Below are 23,448 nucleotides of genomic sequence, written 5' to 3'. Positions count from 1 at the left end.
AGCAGTGCCGGCGCAAATTCGCTGGCGAATCTTGCCCGTATCCAGGGATAAGCAGAGTTCGGTTGCTTCGGTTTCTGCGAGCACAAACAAAAAGCCCGGTCATTACCGGGCATTTGTTCTCGCGTCCTGTTAGCGGGCGCGGTAAGTGATGCGACCTTTGCTCAAGTCGTAAGGAGTCAGTTCTACACGAACCTTATCACCGGTAAGAATCCGGATGTAGTTCTTGCGCATCTTTCCGGAGATATGCGCAGTAACGACGTGCCCATTTTCCAACTCCACGCGAAACATGGTGTTAGGCAGGGTGTCGACGACAGTACCTTCCATTTCGAAGCTGTCTTCTTTCGACATTCAGTAAAGCCCTCGGTGTCCAATGATTGACCCGGCGCGAAGAATGCGCGGGTAAAAGCGGCAAGTATTGTGCCTGAAAGGGTTCCGAGAGCCAAGGGCTCAGCTCAGAGTAATCCAGCGCTGGTTGACCAGTAGTTCGATAGGACGGTATTCGGTCTTGTAGTTCATCTTGCGGCAGTTCTTGATCCAATAGCCCAGGTAGATCGCCTTCAGTCCAAGCCGCGCCGCCTCGCCCACCTGCCAGAGAATGGCGAAGCGGCCGAGGCTGCGGCGCTCCTCGTTGGGGTCGTAGAACGTATAAACCGCTGACAGGCCATTGGGTAGCACATCGGTCACCGCGAGAGCGAGCAGACGACCTTCAAGGCGGAATTCGTAAAAGCGGGAGAAGGGCAGGTCGCGGACCAGGAAGGTATGGAACTGATCCCGGCTCGGTGGGTACATGTCACCGTCCGCGTGGCGCTGTTCGATATAGCTGGCGTAGAGCGAATAATACTCTTCGGTAAAAGAAGGTCGAACATTGGTGACGGTCAGGTCGGCGTTGCGCTTGAGAATGCGTTTTTGCTGACGATTGAGCTGTAGCCCTTCGGCTGGTATCCGCGCGGGGATGCAGGCGGTGCAGCGCTGGCAATGCGGGCGATAGAGGTGATCACCGCTGCGGCGGAACCCCATTTCGGACAGTTCGGCGTACACCTGTACATCCATCGGCTGGCTGGGGTCGAGGAAGAGCGTGGTGGCCTGTTCGTCGGGCAGGTAACTGCACGCATGAGGCTGGGTGGCGTAGAACTTGAGACGAGCCAGTGAAGTCATGGTCAGCTCTCATAAATCTTGAAGTCAGTGTAGGTCAGCTTGGCTTCGTCGACTAGGGCTCCCATCGGGCTGAACTGGGTTCGTCCAGATATTTGGCGAGCGTCTCGGCAAAGGCCTGGCGGGCTATGGCTCGCGCGCCGAAACTGGCCAGGTGTTGCGTCGGCATCTGGCAGTCAATCATTTTGAATCCCCAGTCTCGGAGACGTTCCACTAATGTCACGAATCCAGCCTTGGACGCATCGGTCGTATGACTGAACATCGATTCGCCGAAGAATAGTCGACCCATGGCGAGGCCATAGAGGCCGCCGACCAGCTGTTCGTCTTGCCAGACTTCTACCGAGTGCGCGATGCCCAGCTGATGCAGCTTTACATAGGCATTCTGCATCGGTGTGGTGATCCAGGTCCCGTCGTTATAGCTGCGAGGGCCGGCGCAGCCTTCGATTACGTCTCGAAAGGCTCGATCAAAAGTGACGTTAAAAGTGCCTTGCCGCAACTTCTTGCGCAGACTGCGCGAGACATGCAGTTCCTCGGGGTAAAGTACCGTGCGCGGGTCGGGTGACCACCAGAGCACCGGTTGCCCGTCCTGATACCAAGGGAAGCAGCCATGCCGATAGGCTGCTAGCAAGCGTTCGGGCGACAAGTCGCCTCCCGCAGCGAGCAATCCGTTGGGCTCGTGCATGGCCTTCTCTAACGGAGGAAATGACAGATCGTCGCGCTGCAGCCAGGTGAGCATATTGATAGCCACGAAAGGGCGGGGAGCCCGCCCCAGGGTGGGTTACTGATCCAGGTACTTTTCGGCATCGAGTGCGGCCATGCAGCCGGCACCTGCTGAGGTAATGGCCTGACGGTACACATGATCGGCCACATCGCCTGCCGCGAAAACGCCCGGAATCGTCGTGCAGGTAGCATCGCCTTCGCTGCCGCCTTTGATCTTGAGGTAGCCGTCTTTCATCTCAAGCTGACCCTGGAATAGATCGGTGTTCGGCTTGTGACCGATGGCGATGAATACCCCCGACAGTTCGAGCTTTTGTTCTTCACCCGACAAGGTGCTTTTCAGGCGCACGCCGGTGACGCCGCTGGCGTCGCCCAGCACTTCTTCCATCGTGTGGTTCCAGTGCAAGCGAATATTTCCGTTGGTCGCCTTTTCCATAATCTTGTCCTGCAGAATTTTCTCGGAGCGCAGCTTGTCGCGACGATGGATCAGGTGCACTTCCTTGGCGATGTTCGACAGGTAAAGCGCTTCCTCGACGGCCGTATTGCCGCCGCCGATCACTGCCACGACCTGATTGCGGTAGAAGAAACCGTCGCAGGTAGCACAAGCTGAAACGCCGCGCCCGGCAAATGCCTCTTCCGATGGCAGGCCGAGGTACTGAGCTGAGGCGCCGGTGGCGATGATCAGCGCATCGCAGCTGTAGGTGGCGCTGTCGCCCTTGAGGATGAACGGATGCTGCTGCAGTTCGGCGGTGTGGATATGGTCGAAGACCACTTCGGTATCGAAGCGCTCTGCGTGCTTCTGCATCCGCTCCATCAATGCCGGACCGGTAAGGCCTTCGACATCGCCCGGCCAGTTGTCCACTTCGGTGGTGGTAGTGAGCTGGCCGCCAGGCTGGATACCAGTGATCATGACCGGCTTCAGGTTGGCACGGGCGGCATATACCGCGGCGGTATAACCGGCCGGGCCCGAGCCGAGGATGATCAGACGTGAATGCTTGACTTCATTCATAAAAAGCCCTCATAAGCCTTTGTTGCAATTAGAGAAGCGTGCTCCAGTCGAGCCGCGCTGAAAAAACTGGCGTTTATGCTACACCGAAGCATCGAGAAAAGCCCAAGCCGGCGCGGAACCGGCATGCCATCGAATCGACAAACCCGTACAATGTCCAAGTTCAGGCTGACTACGGTTCATAGAGCGCGCCGCAGGCGCAGGAAATAAAGCGTTTTGAAGAATACCTCCTCTACAGCGCCGGCTTCCGTCTGGCGACAACAGTTGAATTACCGCCTCAAAGAGGGTGCCTTGATCGCGCTCGGCGCGCTGTGCGCCTACCTCTGGATGGCGTTGCTTACCTACGACCCGGCCGATCCCGGCTGGACCCATACGAGTAACGTCCAGCAGGTCCAGAACGCTGCCGGCCGCGCCGGGGCCTGGTTCGCCGATGTATTGTTCATGGCGCTCGGCTATTTCGCTTACTTGTTTCCGTTGTTGCTGGGCATCAAGACCTGGCAGGTATTTCGCGCGCGGCATCAGCCCTGGACCTGGAACGGCTGGCTGTTCTCTTGGCGATTGATCGGGCTCGTTTTTCTGATTCTGTCCGGCTCCGCGCTGGCTTATATCCATTTCCAGTTCGCCAACGATCTGCCTGCGTCGGCGGGCGGCGCATTAGGCGAAAGCCTTGGCCAGCTCGCGGAGGCTGCGCTCAATGTTCAGGGCAGCACCTTACTGCTGCTAGCGTTCTTCTTGTTCGGCCTGACGGTATTCACTGATCTGTCCTGGTTCAAAGTGATGGATCTGACCGGCAAGATCACCCTCGATCTGATCGAGCTGATTCAAAGTCTGTTCAGTCGGTGGTGGTCCGCCCGCAACGAGCGCAAGCAGATCGTCGCGCAGCTGCGCGAAGCCGACGATGTGGTCAACGAGGTAGCCGGTTCGCTCTCTGACCGTCGTGAGCGCGCCAAGGTCAAGGAGCGCCTGCTTGAGCGGGAAGAATCGCTGAGCAAGCACATGAGCGAGCGTGATAAGCGCCCGGCACCGGTCATACCGCCTGCCGCACCGCCGAAGCCGATCGAGCAAAGCAAGCGCGCCCTGAAGGAAAAGCAGGCCAATCTGTTCGTCGACCCGCTGATCGAAGGCAGCGTGCCGCCACTGTCACTGCTGGATGTCGCCGAGAAGCAGCAGAAGCAATACTCGCCCGAATCGCTAGAAGCCATGTCGCGGCTGCTGGAAATCAAGCTCAAGGAATTCGGCGTCGAGGTCATCGTCGAGTCGGTTCATCCGGGGCCGGTCATTACCCGCTTCGAAATCCAGCCGGCCGCCGGGGTCAAGGTCAGCCGCATCTCCAACCTGGCCAAGGACCTGGCGCGTTCGTTGGCGGTAATCAGTGTTCGTGTGGTTGAGGTGATTCCCGGCAAGACTACCGTGGGCATCGAGATCCCCAACGAAGACCGTCAGATCGTGCGGTTCTCGGAAGTGCTGTCCTCCGCGCCCTATGACGATGCCAAATCGCCGGTCACCATCGCCCTCGGCCACGATATCGGTGGCAAGCCAGTGATCGCCGACCTGGCGAAGATGCCCCATCTGTTGGTCGCGGGTACCACCGGTTCGGGCAAGTCGGTCGGTGTGAACGCTATGATTTTGTCCATCCTGTTCAAGTCCACGCCCGAAGACGCGCGACTGATCATGATCGACCCGAAGATGCTCGAACTGTCGATCTATGAAGGCATTCCGCACTTGCTGTGCCCGGTCGTGACCGACATGAAGGAGGCGGCCAACGCGCTGCGGTGGAGCGTCGCGGAGATGGAGCGGCGCTACAAGCTGATGGCGGCCATGGGTGTGCGTAACCTGGCGGGCTTCAACCGCAAGGTGAAGGAAGCGGAGGAGGCCGGTACGCCGCTCACCGATCCACTTTATCGCCGCGAAAGCATGGAAGATGAAGCGCCGTTACTGAAGAAGCTGCCGACCATCGTCGTGGTAGTGGACGAATTCGCCGACATGATGATGATCGTCGGCAAGAAGGTCGAAGAGCTGATTGCGCGTATTGCGCAGAAAGCCCGGGCCGCGGGCATTCACCTGATTCTCGCTACCCAGCGGCCATCGGTGGACGTGATCACCGGTCTTATCAAGGCCAACATTCCGACTCGCATGGCCTTCCAAGTATCGAGCAAGATCGACTCGCGCACCATTCTCGACCAGGGCGGCGCCGAGCAACTGCTCGGCCACGGCGACATGCTTTATCTGCCACCAGGTACCGGCCTGCCGATTCGTGTACACGGCGCCTTCGTTTCCGACGAAGAAGTGCACCGTGTTGTGGAGGCTTGGAAAGCGCGGGGCGCGCCCGACTATATCGAAGAGATTCTGGTCGGTGTCGAGGAATCCGGTAGCGGCTTCGATGGAGGGGGCGGCGACAGCGGCAGCGGTGAGGACAGTGAGGACGATCCGCTCTACGACGAGGCCGTACGCTTCGTCACCGAAAGTCGTCGAGCATCGATTTCCGCTGTGCAGCGCAAGCTCAAGATCGGCTATAACCGCGCCGCGAGAATGATCGAAGCCATGGAAATGGCCGGCGTCGTGACGTCAATGAATACCAACGGCTCGCGCGAAGTGCTCGCGCCGCCTCCTACCCGCGACTAGTTCGCCGAGGGCTCCATGCAATTGATTCGTGCGTTGTTTGCATCCGCTCTGCTATTTGCCCTGGTTCCGGCCCATGCCGACCAGGCCGCTTCGGTGCAGCGCCTGACCGGCCTGCTGCAGAAGGCTGAAACTCTGACAGGCCGCTTTTCCCAGCTGTCGCTCGACGGTACCGGTACCCAGCTCCAGGAGACATCTGGCGAGATGGCGCTTAAGCGGCCGGGCCAGTTCCGCTGGCATACTGATGAGCCGATGGAGCAGTTGCTGATTTCCAATGGCAAGAAAGTCTGGCTGTACGACCCGGACCTTGAGCAGGTGACCATCCAGACCCTCGACCAACGCCTGACTCATACGCCGGCACTGCTGTTGTCGGGTGACGTCTCGGCTATCAGTGAGAATTTCGAGGTTTCCCATCAGGAAGCTGGCGAGGTGGTGGATTTCACGCTGAAGCCCAAAGCCAAGGACACTCTGTTCGATACCCTGCGCCTGTCGTTCCGCGGCGACGTGATCAACGATATGCAGATGGTCGACGGTGTCGGTCAGCGCACCAACATCCTGTTTCACGGCGTCAGGCTGAACCAGCCGCTCAAGGCCGATCTGTTCACCTTCGAGATTCCCGAGGGAACCGACGTCATCTCCGAATGATCTGCGTCGGTACGCTCGCCAACCGGTACGGCCTGCTTTCCTGCAGGCCGTTTGCATAAGAGGTTCCCGCCCGCGATGGACCTGTTCAGTCGCGATCCTGTCGCCCAACCGTTAGCTGCACGTCTGCGTGCCGCCAGCCTTGACGAGTACGTCGGGCAGGAGCATTTGCTGGCGCGTGGCAAGCCGCTACGCGAAGCGCTGGAGCAGGGGGCGCTCCATTCGATGGTGTTCTGGGGACCGCCTGGCGTCGGCAAGACGACGCTGGCGCGATTGCTGGCCAAGGTTTCCGATGCCCATTTCGAGACCGTCTCGGCCGTACTGGCGGGCGTCAAGGAAATCCGCCAGGCGGTGGAAATCGCCAAGCAACAGGCCGCTCAATACGGTCGACGCACCATCCTCTTTGTCGACGAGGTGCATCGTTTCAACAAGTCCCAGCAGGACGCCTTCCTTCCCTATGTCGAGGACGGCACGCTGATCTTCATCGGTGCCACCACCGAGAATCCCTCGTTCGAGCTGAACAACGCCTTGCTGTCCCGGGCGCGGGTTTATGTGCTCAAAAGCCTCGACGAGGCGGCGTTGCGCAAGCTGGTCGAGCGCGCATTGACCGAAGCCAAGGGCTTGGGCGATCTGCGCCTGAGCCTACCGGACGAGAGTTTCCGCATGCTCATGGCCGCGGCCGATGGCGATGGCCGGCGGCTGCTGAATCTCTTGGAAAACGCCTCTGACCTGGCCGAAGAGGGCGGCGAGATCAGCGTGGAGCTGCTGCAGGATCTGCTGGGTGACAGCCGTCGTCGCTTCGACAAGGGCGGCGAGGCGTTCTATGACCAGATCTCGGCGCTGCACAAATCCGTCCGCGGCTCGAATCCGGACGCCGCGCTGTACTGGTTCGCACGGATGATCGATGGCGGCTGCGATCCGCTTTACATCGCGCGCCGTGTGGTGCGAATGGCTAGCGAGGAGGTCGGTAACGCCGATCCGCGCGCCATGGGGCTGTGCCTGTCCGCCTGGGACGTCCAGGAACGCCTGGGCAGTCCGGAAGGCGAGCTGGCGGTCGCGCAGGCCATCGTCTATCTGGCCTGCGCGCCGAAAAGCAACGCCGTCTACATGGCCTACAAGGCGGCGTTGCGCGAGGTCGCCGAGAACGGCTCGCAGGAAGTGCCTCTGCATCTGCGCAACGCACCGACTCGGTTGATGAAGGAGTTGGGCTATGGCAACGAGTACCGCTATGCCCACGACGAGCCCGATGCCTATGCAGCAGGTGAAGACTACTTCCCGGACGCCATGGCGCCACGGCAATACTATCAGCCAGTGCCGCGCGGCCTGGAAAGCAAGATTCGCGACAAGCTCGAACACTTGGCACGGCTCGACCGGGAAAGCCCGCTGCAACGGAGAAAGACATGATACGGATGGCGCTCGCGGTGGCGGCGGGTGGTGTGCTCGGTACCCTGATCCGCTTCGGCGTTGCGAGCTGGGTCTCGACGCACTGGCCTCGTCATTTCTATCTGGCAACGCTAGGGGTCAACCTGCTTGGTTGTTTGCTGATTGGCTATCTGTACGCGTCCTTCCTGGTGCGCCCGGAGATCTCGCCCGAACTGCGCGGCGGCCTGATCATCGGCTTTCTCGGGGCCCTGACGACGTTCTCGAGCTTCTCGCTCGATGGCTTGCGCTTGCTCGAAAGCGGGCAGTTTTCGACAACCTTCGGCTATATCGGGATCAGCGTGTTCGGCGGGCTGCTGGCGGCCTGGGCCGGGCTGGCGCTAGGTAGGTTATGAACCTGGCCGCGATCACAGTAAACTCCGCTTCCTCTTCGCCATTCCTCAAAGCTTTCACAGACGAGACCCACCATGCTTGATTCGAAACTGGTACGCACACAGCTGCAAGACGTCGCCGATCGCCTGGCTACTCGCGGCTACCAGCTGGATGTGGCGCGTATCGAGGCGCTGGAAGCTCAGCGCAAGACCGTGCAGACCCGCACCGAGCAGCTGCAAGCCGAGCGCAACGCTCGCTCCAAGTCGATTGGCCAGGCCAAGCAACGCGGTGAAGACATCGCACCGATGCTCGCCGATGTAGACCGCATGGCATCCGAGCTGGACGCCGGGAAGGTCGAGCTCGATAGCATCCAGGCCGAACTGGATCAATTGATGTTGAGCCTGCCGAACTTGCCGCACGAGTCGGTTCCGGTGGGCAAGAGCGAAGACGACAACGTTGAGGTGCGCCGCTGGGGCGCGCCAAAGACTTTCGATTTCGAAATCAAAGATCACGTGGCCCTGGGCGAACAGTATGGCTGGCTGGATTTCGAAACCGCCGCCAAGCTGTCCGGTGCACGCTTCGCCCTGATGCGTGGGCCGATTGCACGTCTGCATCGCGCATTGGCGCAGTTCATGCTCGACCTGCACACCCTTGAGCATGGCTACGAAGAGGCCTATACGCCGTATCTGGTCCAGGCGCCGGCGTTGCAAGGAACCGGACAATTGCCCAAGTTCGAGGAAGATCTCTTCAAGATCGCCCGCGAAAACGAGGCCGATCTTTATCTGATTCCGACCGCCGAGGTTTCGCTGACCAATATCGTGTCCGGCGAAATTCTCGATGCCAAGCAGTTGCCGCTGAAATTCGTCGCGCATACGCCGTGCTTCCGCAGCGAAGCCGGTGCGTCTGGCCGCGATACGCGGGGCATGATTCGCCAGCATCAGTTCGACAAGGTCGAGATGGTGCAGATCGTTGAACCGAGCCAATCGTTCGAGGCGCTTGAAAGCCTTACTGCCAATGCCGAGAAGGTTCTGCAGCTGCTGGGATTGCCGTATCGCGTGTTGGCGCTGTGCACCGGGGACATGGGGTTTGGCGCCACCAAGACCTACGATCTCGAAGTATGGGTGCCGAGCCAGGACAAGTACCGCGAGATCTCGTCCTGCTCCAACTGTGGCGATTTCCAGGCGCGGCGCATGCAGGCGCGCTTCCGCAATCCAGAAACCGGCAAGCCGGAGCTGGTGCACACGCTCAATGGTTCCGGTCTCGCCGTGGGGCGGACGCTGGTCGCAGTGCTGGAAAATTACCAGCAGGCGGACGGCAGCATCCAGGTGCCGGACGTCTTGAAACCCTACATGGGCGGTATCGAAATCATCGGCTGAGCGCTCGGTGCGCCATGTTGCCTGGAGTCGGAAGCCGGTGTGGTGAATTGCCGCCTAACGGGCTGCTTGCTGGCACTATCCTGACTCCTTGTTTACCGACAAGGGCCCTCTGCAGCGTAATGGTTGAGATGGTCCAATCTTTCTTGGTCACCAGGATTCGCTGATGGATTTTCTGCCGCTGTTCCACAACCTCAAGGGTCGCGCAGTGCTGGTCGTCGGCGGCGGCGATATCGCATTGCGCAAGGCGCGCCTGCTGTCCCAGGCCGGTGCGGTATTACGTGTCGTGGCGCCTGAAATCGAGCCACAACTGATCGAACTGGTGGAGCAGGGCGGAGGGCAGGCGCTCATGCGCGGCTACGCCCACGACGACTTGAGCGGCTGCGTGCTGGCGATCGCCGCCACCGATGACGGGCTGCTGAACGCACAGGTGTCGCAAGATGCCAAAGCGCTCGGCGTGCCGGTTAACGTGGTGGATTCCCCTGAGTTATGCACGGTTATCTTTCCGGCGATCGTCGATCGCTCGCCGCTGATGATTGCGGTATCCACGGGTGGCGATGCGCCGGTTCTGGCGCGTCTGATGCGTGCACGCATCGAAACCTGGGTGCCGGCGGTATACGGCCAACTGGCCGGTCTGGCGAAGAAATTTCGCAGTCAGGTCAAGGCCAAGCTGCCGAACGTGCAGCAGCGGCGGGTGTTCTGGGAGGAGGTCTTTCAAGGCAACATTGCCGAGCGGGCAATGACAGGGCGGGTGCATGAGGCTGAGCGGCTGCTGGAGGAAAAACTCTCCGGCGCATCATTGAAGAGCCTCGGTGAGGTGTATCTGGTCGGTGCCGGCCCCGGCGATCCAGACCTGTTGACCTTTCGTGCGCTGCGCCTGATGCAGCAGGCCGACGTGGTGCTCTATGACCGTTTGGTCGCGCCGGCCATTCTCGATCTGTGTCGCCGTGATGCTGATCGGATCTACGTCGGCAAGCAGCGCGCCGACCACGCCGTCCCCCAAGAACAGATCAACCAGCTGCTGGTGACACTGGCCCGGCAGGGCAAGCGGGTGCTGCGCCTCAAAGGGGGTGATCCCTTCATCTTCGGTCGTGGTGGCGAAGAGATCGAAGAGCTGGCCGCCCATGACGTGCCATTCCAGGTCGTTCCCGGCATTACGGCCGCCAGTGGTTGCGCAGCCTATGCCGGCATTCCGCTGACCCATCGCGATCATGCGCAATCGGTCCGCTTCGTCACGGGCCACCTGAAGGATGGCAGCTGCGATCTGCCCTGGTCGGAATTGGTCGCGCCCAGCCAAACCCTGGTTTTTTACATGGGCTTGGTGGGGCTACCAGTCATCTGCCAGCAGCTGATCGCTCATGGCCGCAGTGCCGAGACGCCCGCCGCGCTGATCCAGCAAGGCACCACCAGCCATCAGCGGGTTTTTACCGGAACGCTTGCCAATCTGGCCGAGCGTGTCGCCAGCGAGCAGGTGCAGGCACCAACGCTGATCATCGTCGGTGAGGTGGTGCAGTTGCGAGAGAAGCTCGCTTGGTTCGAAGGCGGCGATACCGAGACTGAATAGACGCAGCGCTCCGCGTGCATTCGCAGCAGCGCCGCTGCGAATGCCTCTGTTGGCAATCAGCGTGACCAGATTCCCTTGCCAGGTAGCCGTTCGCGATCGTGCATACGATCCAGTCCCAGCTCCGGCCCCTTGGGAATAATGCCGTTGGCATTGATATGGCGATGGCTCGCGTAGTAATGGCTTTTGATATGGGTGAGGTCGACGGTTTCGGCGATCCCAGGCCATTGATACAGCTCAAGCAGCCAATTAGACAGATCGGGGTAATCCTCGATTCGTCGCAGATTGCATTTGAAATGACCGTAATAGACTGAATCGAAGCGAACTATGGTGGTGAATAATCGCCAGTCCGCCTCGGTCAGATACTCTCCCGTCAGGTAGCGCCGTTCGCCGAGACGCAGATCCAGCCAGTCCAGTTCGCTGAACAATTCGTCGAACGCGCCCTCATAGGCCTTTTGCGTGGAAGCGAATCCGGCGCGATAAACCCCGTTGTTTACCCGCGGATAGATCCGCTCGTTGAGCGCATCGATCTCGGCACGCAGTGGTTCAGGGTAGAGGTCCAGGGTCGAGCCGGTCAAACCATCGAACGCAGTGTTGAAAATGCGGATAAGCTCGGCCGACTCGTTGTTGACGATGCGTTGCTGCTGGCGATCCCAGAGCACCGGCACCGTGACGCGGCCGGTGTAGTTCTCATCGTCACGGGTATAGCGCTGGTGCAGATACTGCAAACCGTCCAGTGCGTCACCGCTGGAACCGGTGTGCTTATCGAAAGTCCAGCCATGATCGGCCATCAGCCAGCTCACGACCGACACGTCGATCAGCGGTTCGAGTTGCTTGAGTTTGCGATAGATGAGCGCTCGGTGCGCCCAGGGGCAGGCGAGCGAGACATAGAGGTGATAGCGTCCGGCCTCGGCCTTGGCGGCCTGTTGACCGTCCGGGCCGGGCGAACCGTCTGCCGTCACCCAGTCGCGTCGTTGTGCCTGCTCGCGCTGGAATTCGCCGTCACGGCTGTTCTCATACCAGCGATCCTGCCATTGCCCGTCGACCAAGAGCCCCATATCTGCCTCCTCACGCTTTCAGGTTAGGGCTCAGTCTATGAGGGATAGTTCGATGGATGGGTCGCAATCCCCGGTCAAACCCATCGCCTAGCTCGATGAGTTGCGCCGTTCCCAATGCTGTCGTGCCTCGGCGAACGCCTGCTCGCGCGACCGCCCAAGGCCTCGTAATGCCAGAGCCATGGTCGCCACCACAGCCAGTTCACCATAGGCGTCTTCGGCAGTTCCGCGCCATACGGCGAGCAGCTGCTGCGGGTCGAGCTGTGCGGGCTTCACATGGCGTTGCGGTGACAGGGCCGGCCAGTCCTCGTCCCAGGCCTCGCCAGCGATGGCGCCGTACAGGTGTGCGACACCGTCCGGGTTAACCTCGATCTCGCCACCTTCGCCCTTGATGACGATGGCCGTGTCACCAAGCAGGCGGCTGGCTTCGCGGTGATTGGCCTGGTAGCCGGGATGGAAGATGCTTTGCAGGCCGCAACGTGCACCCAGCGGATTGAGGATGCGCGCCAGCGAGTGGATCGGCGAGCGCAGGCCAAGAATGTTGCGCTGATCAATCATCCGCTGCAGCCTTGGCATCCAGGCGCCCAGCGGCGTGAATGCAAGGTTGGTGCTATCCAGCACTGCGGAGACGCTGTCCCAGTCTTCGCAGTGGGAGATACCCAGTAGTTGGAGTTGCTGTTCGGTGTACATCCGTCCGGCCGTATGGGCCCCGCCGCCGTGCATCAGGATGCGAATACCGTTCTGTGCGAGGCATTTGGCTGCGAGCAGGTACCAGGGCAGATGGCGCTTTTTGCCGGCATAGGTAGGCCAATCGATATCCACGGCGATCGGCGGAGCGTGCAATCGCTCGCGTACGGCCTCGGTGAAGCCAGCAAGCTCTTCGGCGCTTTCTTCCTTATGCCGCAGCAGCATAAGAAAGGCTCCGAGCTGGGTCTCTTCGGTCTTGCCATCGAGCAGCATGCCCATGGCTTCGCGGGCTTCCTCTCGGGTCAGGTCGCGAGCGCCGCGCTTGCCCTTACCCAGGATACGGACGAAGACCGCGAAAGGGTGTTCGGACGGCGTGACGAGGCTCATATGCAATTGCTCGGTTTCGGCAAGCCCGCCAGCTTTGCGGCAAGCTTGGCAGGCGTACCTTTGAATAGGCGATTGAGGTGCATGCTGTTGCCCTTTTCCGGGCCGAGTTTCAGCGCGGTGTATTTGATCAGCGGGCGCGTTGCGGGGGAGAGCTGGAACTCGCGATAGAACTCGCGCAGCAGGTGCAGAATCTCCCAGTGTTCAGTATCGAGAGCGAGTCCGGCCGCTTCGGCCAGTGCTTCGGCAACCGGCTCGCTCCAGTCATCGAGATCGATCAGAAAACCCTCCTGATCCACAGCCACGTCTGTGCCGTTAACCATCAGCGCGTTCATAACCAGGCATTCGTCCGTGCGTACCGGCAGCAGAGCTCCACGAAGCCCGGATAGTCGACCTGCTGCAAGCGTTCGGGCAGATCGCCCAGGCCGCGCGCGACGATGTCTTCTTCCAGCGCGAACAGGGCAATGTTGTCCGGCATCAGCTCAAGTGCCTGGCGTTGGGTGGTTGCGTTCTGCAGCGCATAGACAGCATCGCCGCTGAGTAACAGGGCATCGTCGGCGCCCAGAAGGTGCAGGCAACTGGCCAGGCGGCCGTCGGCAAAGGGGGAGTGGGAAAGCAGGTGCAAGGTCGCCATCAGAGGGTAATCACATGGTCATAGCGGTTGATAAGGGCGCTAAGAGCGGCATCGTCGAGCACCTCGACCTGAAGCGGTAGTGCTGTCTCGTCCAGCCCCCGCTCGCTGAGGCTGCGTCTGGCTGCGAATAACGAATCGACGCCGAACATCGGCAATGCCTGCAGATTGGCTGTCAGGTCTTTCTGCTGCAGGTGCGCCGCCTGCTGCCCAGGTGCCAGCTGGAACACGCCGTCATCGAGAAACAGCAGCCCGAGAGGGAGCTCAAAAGCGCCTCCGGCCAGAGCGATGTCCAGTGCCTCGCGCGCCGAGGGTCCGGACCAGGGCGCTTGGCGGGTGATGATCAGCATTGAGCGAGCCATCAGTGGCCTCCAAAGCACACGAGACGGTCGGCTTGCTGGCTGGCTTCGTGCAGTTGGCCCAGCCCGGACAGCTCCCAGCCAGGCGCAAGGTTCGCAGCCGGGCGCTGATGGCGCTTCGCCTCCTGCTCGTCCAGCACGCCACGACGCAGGCCGGCGGCGATGCACACCACCCCATCCAGCCGGTGATGACTGACGAACTGGCTCCATTGCTGAGCTATATCGAGTTCGTCCTGCGCGCTCACAGTATTGGCCGATGCGCTATGTACACCGTCCTGGTAGAGAAACAGTCGGGCGATCTCGTGCCCATCGGCCAGCACCGCCTCGGCAAAGCGCAAGGCGCGTCGCGAAGCAGGAGAGTGGGCGGGAGAGAACAGGGCGATAACGAATTTCATGGGGCACCGTTGAATTGCTGGCTTACATGATACGCCAGCTTCAAAAACGAAAAAGCCCGCCGAAGCGGGCTCATTCATTGGGTGGCAATCAGTCGTCGCCGCCCATGATGCCCATCAGCTGCAGCAGGCTGATGAACAGGTTGTACAGCGAAACGTACAGGCCGATGGTGGCCATGATGTAGTTGCGCTCGCCGCCGTGAATGATCGCACTGGTCTGATAGAGAATGCAGACCGACGAGAAGAGCACGAAGCCGGCGCTGATTGCCAGTTGTAAGCCACTGATCTGGAAGAAGAAGCTCGCGACCATGGCGCCCAGCAGGACGAAGAAACCGGCAGTGATGAAGCCGCTGAGGAAGCTCATGTCCCTGCGGGTAATCAGCACGAAGGCCGACAGCCCGAAGAATACCAGAGCCGTCATCGACAGCGCGGAGGCGATCAGTTCACCACCGTTGGCGGTGCCCAGGTACATGTTGAGGATCGGACCGAGCGTATAGCCCATGAAGCCGGTCAGGGCGAAGGTGGAAAGCAGGCCCCAGGCGGAGTTGCGCAGCTTGACGGTCAGGAAGAACAAACCGTAGAAGCCGATCAGCACCACGAAAATATTGGGGTAGGCTGCGTTCGCCTGCATCGCCATGTAGGCGACCAAGGCACTGAAGCCCAGGGTGATGGCCAGAAGACCGTAGGTGTTGCGCAGAACGCGGCTGACTTCCTGTTGTTCAACCTGCGTGTGCGTAGATGCGTACTGTTGCTTGAGCATGGCGACACTCCTGTAAATGAATTCAGCCTGAGGTGAATTGCCCCGGATCATAGCAGAGCTTTTGTTTCAGCCTAACAACAGAGTTTGACAGTGTGTTTCGTTCCGGTACTATTGCGCCCGCTCTCTGCGGAGGAGTGGCAGAGCGGTTGAATGCAACGGTCTTGAAAACCGTCGAAGGGGAAACTCTTCCGTGAGTTCGAATCTCACCTCCTCCGCCATATCGCGAACTGAAGGCCCCGTATTCCGGGGCTTTCAGCATTTCTGAGGTAGGGAAATGCGGGCGTGAGTGTTCCCATATTGTTCCCAGCAGCTAAGGCCGCTCCCCAACCTCCCCCGCATAATGACAAGCCACCCACCGGCCATCGAGCGGCCGGAACACTGGCACTTCGGCGCGACAACGTTCCGTGGCGTGCGGGCAACGGGTATGAAAGACGCAACCGCCGGGCGGGTCGAGCGGGTTGGGTAGTTCGCCGCTGACCCTGACTCTCACCTTCGACGGATCGGGTCGGATACTCGGCGTCGCAGCCAGCAGCACCTGGGTATAGGGGTGCAGCGGGTGGGTATAAATCTGTTCGGCGGGGCCCATCTCCATCGGGCTGCCGAAATACATCACCAGTACCTGATTGGCTACGTGGCGGACCACGGCAAGATCGTGAGAAATGAACACGTAGCCTGCGTTGAACTGTTCCTGCAAGTCCATGAACAGATTCAGCACTTGCGCCTGGATTGACACATCCAGTGCCGAGGTAGGTTCGTCAGCGATCAGCACTTTGGGGTTGAGCATCATCGCCCTGGCCAGGGCGATACGCTGGCGCTGCCCGCCGGAGAACATGTGGGGATAGCGCTGATAATGCTCGGGGCGCAGCCCGACCTGCTCCATCATCGTCTGGACCCGGTCGCGGCGCTCGCTGCGTGACAGCTTGGTATTGATTACCAGCGGTTCGGCCAGTTGATCGCCGATCTTCTGCCGTGGATTCAGTGAGGCATAGGGGTTCTGGAACACCATCTGCACGTCACGACGCAACTGTTTACGCTGGGCTTTGTTGGCGCCAGAGACTTCCTGGCCGGCTATCTGCAGCGAGCCGGAGGAGGGCTCCTCAATCAGCGTCAGGGCGCGAGCAAGGGTGGATTTGCCGCAGCCGGACTCGCCGACAACGGCCAGCGTCTCCCCGGATCCGAGCTCGAAGGAAACCCCGTTCAGCGCTCGAACCGTGGCGTGGGGTTTGAACAAACCGCGGGATATATCGTAGTGACGGGTCAGTTCGCGCGCGGACAGTACGCTGCCAGTGGCTTGCTCAGTGGTGGGCATGGATACCTCCTGGCCGCTGGCTCTGACGCTGAGCCTCGGGCAGCACATTCGGCGTTTCCTCCCGCGTTATGTTTCGTGGATAGAAGCAACGTACTTCGCCTCGGTCATACGGCTCCAGCGCCGGACGCTCTTGGCAGCGCGGCTGTGCGTAGGGGCAGCGCGGCGACAGCAGGCATCCGGCAGGACGGTCGTAGCGACCGGGAACGATGCCCGGCAGCGTCGCCAATCGTCGGCTGCTCGAATGCTCGGGGATCGAGGCCAGCAACGCCTCGGTGTAGGGGTGCGCAGGTGTGTCGAACAGCTGCGGCACGCGCCCGGTCTCGACCGCCTGGCCGGCATACATCACGCAGACGCGCTGAGCCGTTTCGGCCACCACTGCCAGATCATGGGTGATTAGGATCAGTGCCATGTTCTGGTCGCGCTGCAAACTCAGCAGCAATTCCATGATCTGCGCCTGGATGGTTACGTCGAGTGCCGTAGTGGGCTCGTCGGCGATCAGCAGCTGTGGCTCCCCGGCGATGGCCATGGCAATCGCCACGCGCTGGCTCATGCCGCCGGAAAGCTGGTGGGGAAAGGCATCCAGACGACTGGCGGCACCGGGGATCTCCACGCGTTCAAGCAGCTCAAGCGCACGCTGTCGAGCGACCTTGCCCTTGAGTCCTAGATGCTGGCGGAGCACTTCTTCGATCTGAAAGCCCACCGTGTAGCTGGGGTTGAGCGCTGTCATCGGGTCTTGGAAAACCATTGCCAGGTCCTTGCCGATCAGTCGACGGCGCTGTCGGCCCTTGAGCGTCAGCAGATCTTGCCCGGCAAAACGGAGGCGGTCGGCAGCGACTTTGCCTGGCGCATCGACCAGCCCCATCAAGGCCATCATCGTGACCGATTTGCCGGAGCCGGATTCACCGACGATGGCCAGCACTTCGCCCTTATCGACGCTGATGTCGAGACCGTCAACGACAGGCGGTGCGCCACCGTCGCCGAAACGTACGCTGAGGTTCTGGATTTCCAGCAAGCTCATGACTGTGTCTCCGTTGGCTGTCGATGGATTTGCGGCGTTGGAACAGGCATCGAATGTATGCTCATGCCGCGTTCTTCAATTTCGGATCCAACGCATCGCGCAGGCCATCGCCTAGCAGGTTGATGGCTAGCACGCTGAGCAGAATTGCCAGGCCAGGCAGCGATACCACCCACCAGGCACGCTCGATATAGTCCCGTGCCGAGGCCAGCATCGTGCCCCACTCAGGAGTGGGTGGTTGCACGCCGAGGCCGAGAAAGCCCAGCGCGGCAGCGTCGAGGATCGCTGAAGAGAAGCTCAGCGTGGCCTGGACGATCAGCGGTGCCATGCAGTTGGGCAGCACGCTGATGAACATCAACCGAAGGGTGCCGGCGCCTGCCAGGCTTGAGGCGGTGACGTAGTCTCGGTTGAGTTCGGTCATCACGGCGGCGCGCGTCAGACGCACATAAGAGGGCAAAGACACGATGGCGATGGCGAAGATCGTGTTGATCAGGCCCGGGCCGAGGATCGCCACAATGGCGACTGCAAGCAGCAGTGAGGGCAAGGCCAGCATGACGTCCATCAGGCGCATGATGAACGGCCCCAGCCCGGTCGGAGAGAACCCAGCCAACAGACCCAGAAGAATCCCCGGGATCAGCGAAAAGACGACGGAGGCCAGCCCGATCAGTAACGACAGGCGTGCGCCGTGGACCAGGCGCGAGAGCATGTCGCGGCCCAGCTCATCAGTGCCGAGAAGAAATTGTGCCGTGCCGGCTTCCTGCCAGGCGGGCGGCGTGAGCAGAAAGTCGCGGAACTGCTCGCTGGGGTCGTAGGGTGCTAGCGCCGGGGCGAACAAGGCACAGGCGACCAGCAGTAACATGTAAACCAAGCCACCCAGGGCGGCTTTGTTACGCCGAAAGGCGTTCCAGAACTCGCCTAATGGCGATGGGTAAAAGGTGGTCGGTTCGGCTGCCGGCAGGGTCTCGATGCTGTTCATGCGTCCGGCCTCCTTAGCGCTGATGACGAATACGGGGATTGGCGAGGCCGTAGAGAATGTCCACGGTGAAATTGACCAGGATAACCAGGCATGCGACCAGCAGAATGCCGTTCTGCACGACTGGATAATCGCGTGCGCCGATGGACTCGATCAGCCATTTGCCGATGCCTGGCCAGGAAAAGATGGTCTCGGTGAGCACGGCTCCGGCCAACAGCGTACCGATCTGCAAGCCGAAAACGGTCAGCACCGGAATCAGCGCATTACGCAGGCCGTGCACGAACACCACCCGTTTCGGCGATAAGCCTTTGGCGCGTGCGGTGCGCACGTAATCCTCACGCAGCACTTCTAGCATCGCCGATCGGGTCATCCGGGCAATGACTGCCAGCGGAATCGTCGCGAGTACGATCGCGGGCAGGATCATGTGATGGAGGGCGTCCAAGAAGGCGCCTTCCTCATCGCTGAGCAGCGTGTCGATGAGCATGAATCCGGTCACTGGTGGTATGTCGTAAAACAGATCGATGCGCCCCGACACCGGCGTCCAGCCGAGGCCGACCGAGAAGAACATGATCAGGATCAGCCCCCACCAGAAGATCGGCATCGAATAACCAACCAGCGACACGCCCATGACGCCATGATCGAACAGTGAGCCGCGTTTCAGTGCTGCCATGACCCCTGCCAGAACACCTAGGGTTCCGGCAATGATAAGCGCCGCTAACGCCAACTCGAGCGTTGCCGGGAACAACGTGGTGAATTCCTTCCAGACGCTGGTGCGGGTGCGCAGCGATTCACCCAGATCGCCTTGTGCGAGCTTCCCGATGTAGTCGAGATACTGTAGGTGAAGCGGTTTGTTCAGGCCGAGGCGCTCCATGGCCTGCGCATGCATCTCTGGATCGACGCGACGCTCGCCCATCATGACTTCCACCGGATCGCCTGGAATCATGCGAATCAGCGCAAAGGTGAGCAGGGTGATGCCGAAGAAGGTCGGGATCAACAGACCCAGCCGGCGTGCGATAAAGCTGAACATCTTGGGAAGACTCCTGCTCAAGCTAGGCCACGCAGAGCGCCGCCGGTTTCTGGCTGCGAGCACAGCGTGGCGCCCTGGCCTGCGCCCTGGCCGCGGACGATTAGCTGTACGGTGGCAGCGAAGGAAGGGAGAACTAAACCCGTAACGGCAGGCAGATCGCAGGGTCTGCCTGCCGCATTCGCGCTAGCGCTGGTTTTCCACGCCGTAGAAGGAGTTGCGGCCGAAGGGGCTGATCTGGAAGCCCGTCACGCTATCCCGCATCGGCTGGTAGACCGTGGAATGCGCGATGGGTGTGATCGGCAGCTGCTGCTGGATGATCTGCTGAGCCTGTTTGTACAGCTCGGTACGCTCGTCCTGATCAGTGATACGTTTGGCTTGCTTGACCAGCTTGTCGTATTCGGCGTCGCACCACTTCGACCAGTTGTTCCCCTCCACTGCATCGCAGCCATACAGCGTGTTCAGCCAGTTATCGGGGTCACCATTGTCGCCGGTCCAGCCAATCAACATGGCGTCGTGTTCGCCTGCATGGCCGCGCTTGATGTACTCACCCCATTCGTAGCTGACGATTCGAGCGTTGATGCCGATCTTGGCCCAGTCGGCTTGGATCATCTCGGCCATGAGCTTGGCGTTGGGGTTGTAGGGTCGCTGCACCGGCATCGCCCACAGGGTGATTTCGGTGCCTTTCTCGACTCCGGCCTGCTTGAGCAGTTCGCGGGCCTTCTCAGGGTTGTATGCGGTGCCCTCGATGCTCTCGTCATAGGACCACTGGGTCGGGGGCATGGCGTTGACCGCCAGTTGCCCCGCGCCCTGATAGACCGCCTCGATAATGGAATTTTTGTCTACCGCCATATCCAGCGCCTTGCGCACTTCGAGCTTGCCGAGCGGCTCGTGGGTGACGTTGTAGGCGATGTAACCGAGGTTGAACCCAGGCTGGCTGGGTACTTGGATGTTCGGGTCTTTTTGCAGCGCTTCGAGATCCGCTGGACGCGGGTTCAGGGTGAGCTGACATTCGCCGGCGCGTAGCTTCTGTGCACGTACTGAGGCGTCGGTGGTGATGGCAAAGATCAGGTTGTCGATCTTCACGTCGTCCGGGTTCCAGTAGTCCTTGTTGCCCTTGAAGCGGATCTGCGCGTCCTTCTGATAACGGCTGAATACGAACGGGCCGGTGCCAATCGGCTTCTGGTTGATCTGAGCGCTATTGCCGGCTTTAAGCAGCTGGTCGGCATATTCAGCGGAGTGGATCGCGGCGAAATTCATCGCCAGGTTCTGAATGAATGCGGCATCCACGTGGTTGAGCTTGAAACGCACGGTGAGATCGTCGAGCTTTTCCACGCTGACGATGTTCTTGTCCATTCCCATGTCGGTGAAGTAGGGGAACTCGCTGGGGTAGGCCTTGCGGAACGGTTGCTCCTTGTCGAGCATGCGCTGGAAGGTGAACAGCACATCGTCAGCGTTGAATTCACGGGTCGGCTTGAAATAATCGGTGGTGTGGAAGCTGACGCCGGGCCGCAGGTGGAAGGTATAGCTGAGACCATCCTCTGCAACCTCCCACTTCGTGGCGAGAGCGGGAAGGGCACGGGTACCGCCGCGCTCGAACTGGGCCAGACGGTTGAATACCGTTTCTGAGGCTGCATCGAAATCGGTGCCGGTGGTGTACTGGCCGGGGTCGAAGCCGGCAGGGCTGCCTTCGGAGCAATAGACCAAGTTGCTGGCTGCGAAGGAGAGAGGGGAGCCGAGGATCAAGCCGGCGGCGAGCAAAGCTCGGATAGCACTGTTGTTTCGCATGCAAAACCTCATTTCTTTTTATTTGACGAGGGTCGGTCTCGTGGACCTGACAGTGTCTGACTGCACGCCGGTTTCGCCATGGGGTGTTGCCCGCTTGGCGCAGAACACTGCTGGCTGCGGTGCCAGATGCACCGCCTTAGCCTGGGCCGAAATTAAGTCATACTGAAAATTCGGTCAACCTGATTTAAGCATTGCTGAAACAGGTTGGCCCGGTTCGCGGCTGAAGCCGGCGCCAGTTAACGAGCGAGATCGTCGAACAGTCCCATGGTCGTCACCGTCAGCACTTCGGCGATCTGATTGCCGACATTGGCCAGGTGGTGGGGCTTGCTCGCATCGAAGTGGATCGAGTCGCCACTGGTCAGCGGGTAATCGCGGCCATCGACGGTATAGACGATTCTTCCTGAAAGCACATAGGCGAACTCGGCGCCTTCGTGGGAGATGAGCTCGGACTGGTAACCAACCGGCATGCTGACCTTGACGGCGTTCAACAGGTTGCCTGGAAAGCTCGTAGACAGGCGCTCGTAGGCCAGCGGCTGGCCCTCGATGGTGTAGCGTACGCGTTCGCCCTGGTGTGAATCAGGCTGGGCCTGGCTGGGCTGATCAAATAGCGAATTGAGCGGCACACCCAACGATTTCGCGATGTTTGCCAGCGAGGAAATCGATACGCCGGTCAGGTTGCGTTCGGCCTGGGACAGGAAGCTGGCGGTCAAACCGGATTCCTTCGCGACCTGACTCAATGTCTTCTTGGCGGCACGCCTGTGACGGCGCAGGCGCTCACCGATGCGATCAACTGTCATGGGATTCGCCCGTGGTTAAAGTGGCCAGTATACGGCCAGCGCAACGCTATCGTGCCAGCCTTCGTTCGGCCGTTGCATTGCCCAGCGAAGAAAAGCTTTGCATGAAAATTTAAGCTGTACTTAAATTTGGCGACTCAATCAGGTCCAGTTGGAGACGCGCATGACGATCGGTGTCGGTGGCACTACCGCGGAAGAGGCGCTTGGTCGCCTGCGGAATATGCTCGGTGGGGTCGAGCCGATAACCTTGAACGAATACCGGATGCGTATCGGCAACGCCCAGATGCGCATGCGGCACCTGGGTCTGGAAGCGATCTTTCTCAATGCCGGCAGTAATCTCGAATATTTCACCGGGGTGCGCTGGAGCCCGAGCGAGCGCATGGTGGGCGCCATCCTTCCCGCGAGTGGGGATATTGAATACCTAGCGCCAGCCTTCGAAGAGGGCACTATCCGGGATTTCATGGCGGTCGAAGGGGCAGTCAACAGCTGGCAGGAGCACGAGAGTCCGTACCGCCTGCTGTTCAGCTGCCTCCGGCGCATGGGCATCGGGCCGAACCCTGGCGCGCGTCCGACAATTGGTTTGTGCTCTTCGCTGCCGTTCTTCATGTTCGACGGCCTACGGATGCTGGACCCCGGTTATGCATTCACCGATGCAGGCGCCGTTACAGGCTATTGCCGGCAGCGTAAATCGGCAGCCGAGATTGCGCTGATGCAACGTGCAAAGGATATGACGCTTGAGGTGCACAGGGCCGCGGCGAGCATTCTTCGCGAGGGGATCAGCTCCACTGAGGTGGCTGAGTTCATCCATCAGGCCCATCGCAAGGTAGGCGCGCTTGGATCAACCTTCTGCATCGTTCTGTTTGGTCAGGCGAGCGCTTTCCCACATGGCGTTAAGCATCCCCAGGCGCTCAAGCGCGGCGACATGGTGCTTATCGACACAGGCTGTCGCGTGCACAGTTATCTTTCGGACATTACGCGCAGCTACGTTTTCGGTGAGCCGGACGAGCGTCAGCGGGCGCTTTGGGCGTTCGAGAAGGAGGCGCAGCTGGTCGCTTTCGCCGCAGCGCAGTTGGGCACCCGCTGCGAAGAGGTGGACGCGGCTGCACGCGACGCGCTCGAAGCCTGTGGCCTGGGCCCGGATTACCAGTTGCCTGGGTTGCCGCACCGCACGGGCCACGGCATCGGTCTCGACATTCATGAAAGTCCGTATCTGGTACGCGGTGACCAGACGCCCATCGAGGTTGGAATGTGTTTCAGCAACGAGCCGATGATCTGCGTACCCGGTGAGTTCGGCATTCGTCTCGAAGATCACTTCTACATGAGTGAGGCTGGCCCGCGCTGGTTCACCGAACCGAGCCACAGCGTGGACGATCCCTTCGGCTTGGCACGCTAAGGAGATTGGGTGCATCAACTGCACCGCCAAACAAATACCTGACTGTGCTTATCGTTCCATTC

Annotated in this window: 24 protein-coding genes and 1 tRNA gene; 8 read left to right on the top strand and 17 right to left on the bottom strand. The window is 60.4% G+C overall.

Annotated features, from left to right (window positions below):
• Positions 1-129 precede the first annotated feature (129 nt).
• From infA to trxB, 4 genes are all read right to left on the bottom strand, one after another.
• On the bottom strand, positions 130-348 hold the full coding sequence (gene infA, locus H3028_RS17940) for a translation initiation factor IF-1 (RefSeq protein ID WP_002553999.1): 219 nt from the start codon (positions 346-348) through the stop codon (positions 130-132).
• Positions 349-447: 99 nt separating this feature from the next.
• Positions 448-1,155, bottom strand: a complete 708-nt coding sequence (locus tag H3028_RS17935) for an arginyltransferase (protein ID WP_181298580.1) — start codon at positions 1,153-1,155, stop codon at positions 448-450.
• Between the two features lie 52 nt (positions 1,156-1,207).
• Complete coding sequence (aat, locus tag H3028_RS17930; RefSeq protein ID WP_181298579.1) at positions 1,208-1,888, bottom strand: leucyl/phenylalanyl-tRNA--protein transferase; 681 nt, start codon at positions 1,886-1,888, stop codon at positions 1,208-1,210.
• A gap of 42 nt (positions 1,889-1,930) precedes the next feature.
• The gene (gene trxB / locus H3028_RS17925; RefSeq protein ID WP_181298578.1) at positions 1,931-2,878 is read right to left on the bottom strand and encodes a thioredoxin-disulfide reductase; all 948 of its coding nucleotides are present in this window, start codon (positions 2,876-2,878) and stop codon (positions 1,931-1,933) included.
• 213 nt (positions 2,879-3,091) lie between these two features.
• Here trxB and ftsK point away from each other — a divergent pair, with 213 nt between their 5' ends.
• The 6 genes from ftsK to cysG all read left to right on the top strand — a co-directional run bounded on the left by ftsK (position 3,092) and on the right by cysG (position 10,825).
• A complete protein-coding gene (ftsK, locus tag H3028_RS17920) occupies positions 3,092-5,497 on the top strand; it encodes a DNA translocase FtsK (RefSeq protein WP_181298577.1) in 2,406 nt (801 codons plus the stop codon).
• A 15-nt stretch (positions 5,498-5,512) separates the two neighbouring features.
• A complete protein-coding gene (gene lolA, locus H3028_RS17915; protein ID WP_181298576.1) occupies positions 5,513-6,139 on the top strand; it encodes an outer membrane lipoprotein chaperone LolA in 627 nt (208 codons plus the stop codon).
• 75 nt (positions 6,140-6,214) lie between these two features.
• Complete coding sequence (locus tag H3028_RS17910; protein ID WP_181298575.1) at positions 6,215-7,540, top strand: replication-associated recombination protein A; 1,326 nt, start codon at positions 6,215-6,217, stop codon at positions 7,538-7,540.
• Complete coding sequence (gene crcB / locus H3028_RS17905; RefSeq protein WP_181298574.1) at positions 7,537-7,911, top strand: fluoride efflux transporter CrcB; 375 nt, start codon at positions 7,537-7,539, stop codon at positions 7,909-7,911. The genes H3028_RS17910 and crcB overlap by 4 nt, the downstream gene beginning before the upstream one ends.
• Positions 7,912-7,983: 72 nt before the next feature.
• On the top strand, positions 7,984-9,264 hold the full coding sequence (serS, locus tag H3028_RS17900) for a serine--tRNA ligase (protein ID WP_181298573.1): 1,281 nt from the start codon (positions 7,984-7,986) through the stop codon (positions 9,262-9,264).
• A 163-nt stretch (positions 9,265-9,427) separates the two neighbouring features.
• Complete coding sequence (cysG, locus tag H3028_RS17895; protein ID WP_181298572.1) at positions 9,428-10,825, top strand: siroheme synthase CysG; 1,398 nt, start codon at positions 9,428-9,430, stop codon at positions 10,823-10,825.
• 56 nt (positions 10,826-10,881) lie between these two features.
• On the opposite strand, the gene H3028_RS17890 is transcribed toward cysG, so the two are convergent.
• From H3028_RS17890 to H3028_RS17860, 7 genes are all read right to left on the bottom strand, one after another.
• Positions 10,882-11,880, bottom strand: coding sequence for a glutathione S-transferase family protein (locus tag H3028_RS17890; RefSeq protein ID WP_181298571.1), 999 nt, complete (start codon positions 11,878-11,880; stop codon positions 10,882-10,884).
• A gap of 87 nt (positions 11,881-11,967) precedes the next feature.
• The gene (locus tag H3028_RS17885; RefSeq protein WP_181298570.1) at positions 11,968-12,951 is read right to left on the bottom strand and encodes a glycosyl transferase family protein; all 984 of its coding nucleotides are present in this window, start codon (positions 12,949-12,951) and stop codon (positions 11,968-11,970) included.
• Positions 12,948-13,283, bottom strand: coding sequence for a TusE/DsrC/DsvC family sulfur relay protein (locus H3028_RS17880; protein WP_181298569.1), 336 nt, complete (start codon positions 13,281-13,283; stop codon positions 12,948-12,950). Before H3028_RS17880 ends, H3028_RS17885 begins: the two co-directional genes overlap by 4 nt.
• The gene (gene tusB / locus H3028_RS17875) at positions 13,280-13,582 is read right to left on the bottom strand and encodes a sulfurtransferase complex subunit TusB (protein ID WP_181298568.1); all 303 of its coding nucleotides are present in this window, start codon (positions 13,580-13,582) and stop codon (positions 13,280-13,282) included. Before tusB ends, H3028_RS17880 begins: the two co-directional genes overlap by 4 nt.
• Positions 13,582-13,941 carry a sulfurtransferase complex subunit TusC gene (gene tusC / locus H3028_RS17870; RefSeq protein WP_181298567.1) on the bottom strand — a complete coding sequence of 120 codons (360 nt, stop codon included), beginning with the start codon at positions 13,939-13,941 and terminating at the stop codon, positions 13,582-13,584. Before tusC ends, tusB begins: the two co-directional genes overlap by 1 nt.
• Positions 13,941-14,333, bottom strand: coding sequence for a sulfurtransferase complex subunit TusD (gene tusD, locus H3028_RS17865; RefSeq protein WP_181298566.1), 393 nt, complete (start codon positions 14,331-14,333; stop codon positions 13,941-13,943). The genes tusC and tusD overlap by 1 nt, the downstream gene beginning before the upstream one ends.
• An 88-nt stretch (positions 14,334-14,421) precedes the next feature.
• A complete protein-coding gene (locus H3028_RS17860) occupies positions 14,422-15,090 on the bottom strand; it encodes a Bax inhibitor-1/YccA family protein (RefSeq protein ID WP_181298565.1) in 669 nt (222 codons plus the stop codon).
• Positions 15,091-15,218: 128 nt separating this feature from the next.
• Between H3028_RS17860 and H3028_RS17855 the strand changes: the two genes are divergently transcribed.
• Positions 15,219-15,308 (top strand) — tRNA-Ser (locus tag H3028_RS17855).
• 92 nt (positions 15,309-15,400) lie between these two features.
• Here the strand turns inward: H3028_RS17855 and H3028_RS17850 are convergent.
• The 6 genes from H3028_RS17850 to H3028_RS17825 form a co-directional block, all read right to left on the bottom strand.
• A complete protein-coding gene (locus tag H3028_RS17850; protein WP_181298564.1) occupies positions 15,401-16,399 on the bottom strand; it encodes a peptide ABC transporter ATP-binding protein in 999 nt (332 codons plus the stop codon).
• On the bottom strand, positions 16,386-17,417 hold the full coding sequence (locus tag H3028_RS17845; RefSeq protein ID WP_181298563.1) for an ABC transporter ATP-binding protein: 1,032 nt from the start codon (positions 17,415-17,417) through the stop codon (positions 16,386-16,388). Before H3028_RS17845 ends, H3028_RS17850 begins: the two co-directional genes overlap by 14 nt.
• A gap of 61 nt (positions 17,418-17,478) precedes the next feature.
• The gene (locus H3028_RS17840; RefSeq protein ID WP_181298562.1) at positions 17,479-18,390 is read right to left on the bottom strand and encodes an ABC transporter permease subunit; all 912 of its coding nucleotides are present in this window, start codon (positions 18,388-18,390) and stop codon (positions 17,479-17,481) included.
• A gap of 13 nt (positions 18,391-18,403) precedes the next feature.
• Entirely contained in the window at positions 18,404-19,414 is a 1,011-nt protein-coding gene (locus tag H3028_RS17835) for an ABC transporter permease subunit (RefSeq protein ID WP_181298561.1), read from the bottom strand.
• Between the two features lie 183 nt (positions 19,415-19,597).
• Entirely contained in the window at positions 19,598-21,199 is a 1,602-nt protein-coding gene (locus H3028_RS17830; protein ID WP_181298560.1) for an ABC transporter substrate-binding protein, read from the bottom strand.
• Between the two features lie 236 nt (positions 21,200-21,435).
• On the bottom strand, positions 21,436-21,996 hold the full coding sequence (locus H3028_RS17825) for a cupin domain-containing protein (protein ID WP_181298559.1): 561 nt from the start codon (positions 21,994-21,996) through the stop codon (positions 21,436-21,438).
• A 160-nt stretch (positions 21,997-22,156) separates the two neighbouring features.
• Between H3028_RS17825 and H3028_RS17820 the strand changes: the two genes are divergently transcribed.
• Positions 22,157-23,386 (top strand): Xaa-Pro peptidase family protein, encoded by a 1,230-nt coding sequence (locus H3028_RS17820; RefSeq protein WP_181298558.1) that lies wholly within the window; start codon positions 22,157-22,159, stop codon positions 23,384-23,386.
• Positions 23,387-23,448 lie beyond the last annotated feature (62 nt).

It is taken from the genome of Pseudomonas sp. Q2-TVG4-2 (assembly GCF_013620795.1).
GTDB lineage: Bacteria > Pseudomonadota > Gammaproteobacteria > Pseudomonadales > Pseudomonadaceae > Stutzerimonas.
The sequence above is the reverse complement of the archived record's forward strand: the minus strand, read 5'-3'. Positions and strand labels throughout refer to the sequence as shown.

What these genes read in the sequence shown, in the direction of transcription:
- infA (WP_002553999.1), bottom strand. Translation starts at nt 348, where the DNA reads ATGTCGAAAGAAGACAGCTTCGAAATGGAAGGTACTGTCGTCGACACC.
- H3028_RS17935 (WP_181298580.1), bottom strand. Translation starts at nt 1,155, where the DNA reads ATGACTTCACTGGCTCGTCTCAAGTTCTACGCCACCCAGCCTCATGCG.
- aat (WP_181298579.1), bottom strand. Translation starts at nt 1,888, where the DNA reads ATGCTCACCTGGCTGCAGCGCGACGATCTGTCATTTCCTCCGTTAGAG.
- trxB (WP_181298578.1), bottom strand. Translation starts at nt 2,878, where the DNA reads ATGAATGAAGTCAAGCATTCACGTCTGATCATCCTCGGCTCGGGCCCG.
- lolA (WP_181298576.1), top strand. Translation starts at nt 5,513, where the DNA reads ATGCAATTGATTCGTGCGTTGTTTGCATCCGCTCTGCTATTTGCCCTG.
- H3028_RS17910 (WP_181298575.1), top strand. Translation starts at nt 6,215, where the DNA reads ATGGACCTGTTCAGTCGCGATCCTGTCGCCCAACCGTTAGCTGCACGT.
- crcB (WP_181298574.1), top strand. Translation starts at nt 7,537, where the DNA reads ATGATACGGATGGCGCTCGCGGTGGCGGCGGGTGGTGTGCTCGGTACC.
- serS (WP_181298573.1), top strand. Translation starts at nt 7,984, where the DNA reads ATGCTTGATTCGAAACTGGTACGCACACAGCTGCAAGACGTCGCCGAT.
- cysG (WP_181298572.1), top strand. Translation starts at nt 9,428, where the DNA reads ATGGATTTTCTGCCGCTGTTCCACAACCTCAAGGGTCGCGCAGTGCTG.
- H3028_RS17890 (WP_181298571.1), bottom strand. Translation starts at nt 11,880, where the DNA reads ATGGGGCTCTTGGTCGACGGGCAATGGCAGGATCGCTGGTATGAGAAC.
- H3028_RS17885 (WP_181298570.1), bottom strand. Translation starts at nt 12,951, where the DNA reads ATGAGCCTCGTCACGCCGTCCGAACACCCTTTCGCGGTCTTCGTCCGT.
- H3028_RS17880 (WP_181298569.1), bottom strand. Translation starts at nt 13,283, where the DNA reads ATGAACGCGCTGATGGTTAACGGCACAGACGTGGCTGTGGATCAGGAG.
- tusB (WP_181298568.1), bottom strand. Translation starts at nt 13,582, where the DNA reads ATGGCGACCTTGCACCTGCTTTCCCACTCCCCCTTTGCCGACGGCCGC.
- tusC (WP_181298567.1), bottom strand. Translation starts at nt 13,941, where the DNA reads ATGGCTCGCTCAATGCTGATCATCACCCGCCAAGCGCCCTGGTCCGGA.
- tusD (WP_181298566.1), bottom strand. Translation starts at nt 14,333, where the DNA reads ATGAAATTCGTTATCGCCCTGTTCTCTCCCGCCCACTCTCCTGCTTCG.
- H3028_RS17860 (WP_181298565.1), bottom strand. Translation starts at nt 15,090, where the DNA reads ATGCTCAAGCAACAGTACGCATCTACGCACACGCAGGTTGAACAACAG.
- H3028_RS17850 (WP_181298564.1), bottom strand. Translation starts at nt 16,399, where the DNA reads ATGCCCACCACTGAGCAAGCCACTGGCAGCGTACTGTCCGCGCGCGAA.
- H3028_RS17845 (WP_181298563.1), bottom strand. Translation starts at nt 17,417, where the DNA reads ATGAGCTTGCTGGAAATCCAGAACCTCAGCGTACGTTTCGGCGACGGT.
- H3028_RS17840 (WP_181298562.1), bottom strand. Translation starts at nt 18,390, where the DNA reads ATGAACAGCATCGAGACCCTGCCGGCAGCCGAACCGACCACCTTTTAC.
- H3028_RS17835 (WP_181298561.1), bottom strand. Translation starts at nt 19,414, where the DNA reads ATGTTCAGCTTTATCGCACGCCGGCTGGGTCTGTTGATCCCGACCTTC.
- H3028_RS17830 (WP_181298560.1), bottom strand. Translation starts at nt 21,199, where the DNA reads ATGCGAAACAACAGTGCTATCCGAGCTTTGCTCGCCGCCGGCTTGATC.
- H3028_RS17825 (WP_181298559.1), bottom strand. Translation starts at nt 21,996, where the DNA reads ATGACAGTTGATCGCATCGGTGAGCGCCTGCGCCGTCACAGGCGTGCC.
- H3028_RS17820 (WP_181298558.1), top strand. Translation starts at nt 22,157, where the DNA reads ATGACGATCGGTGTCGGTGGCACTACCGCGGAAGAGGCGCTTGGTCGC.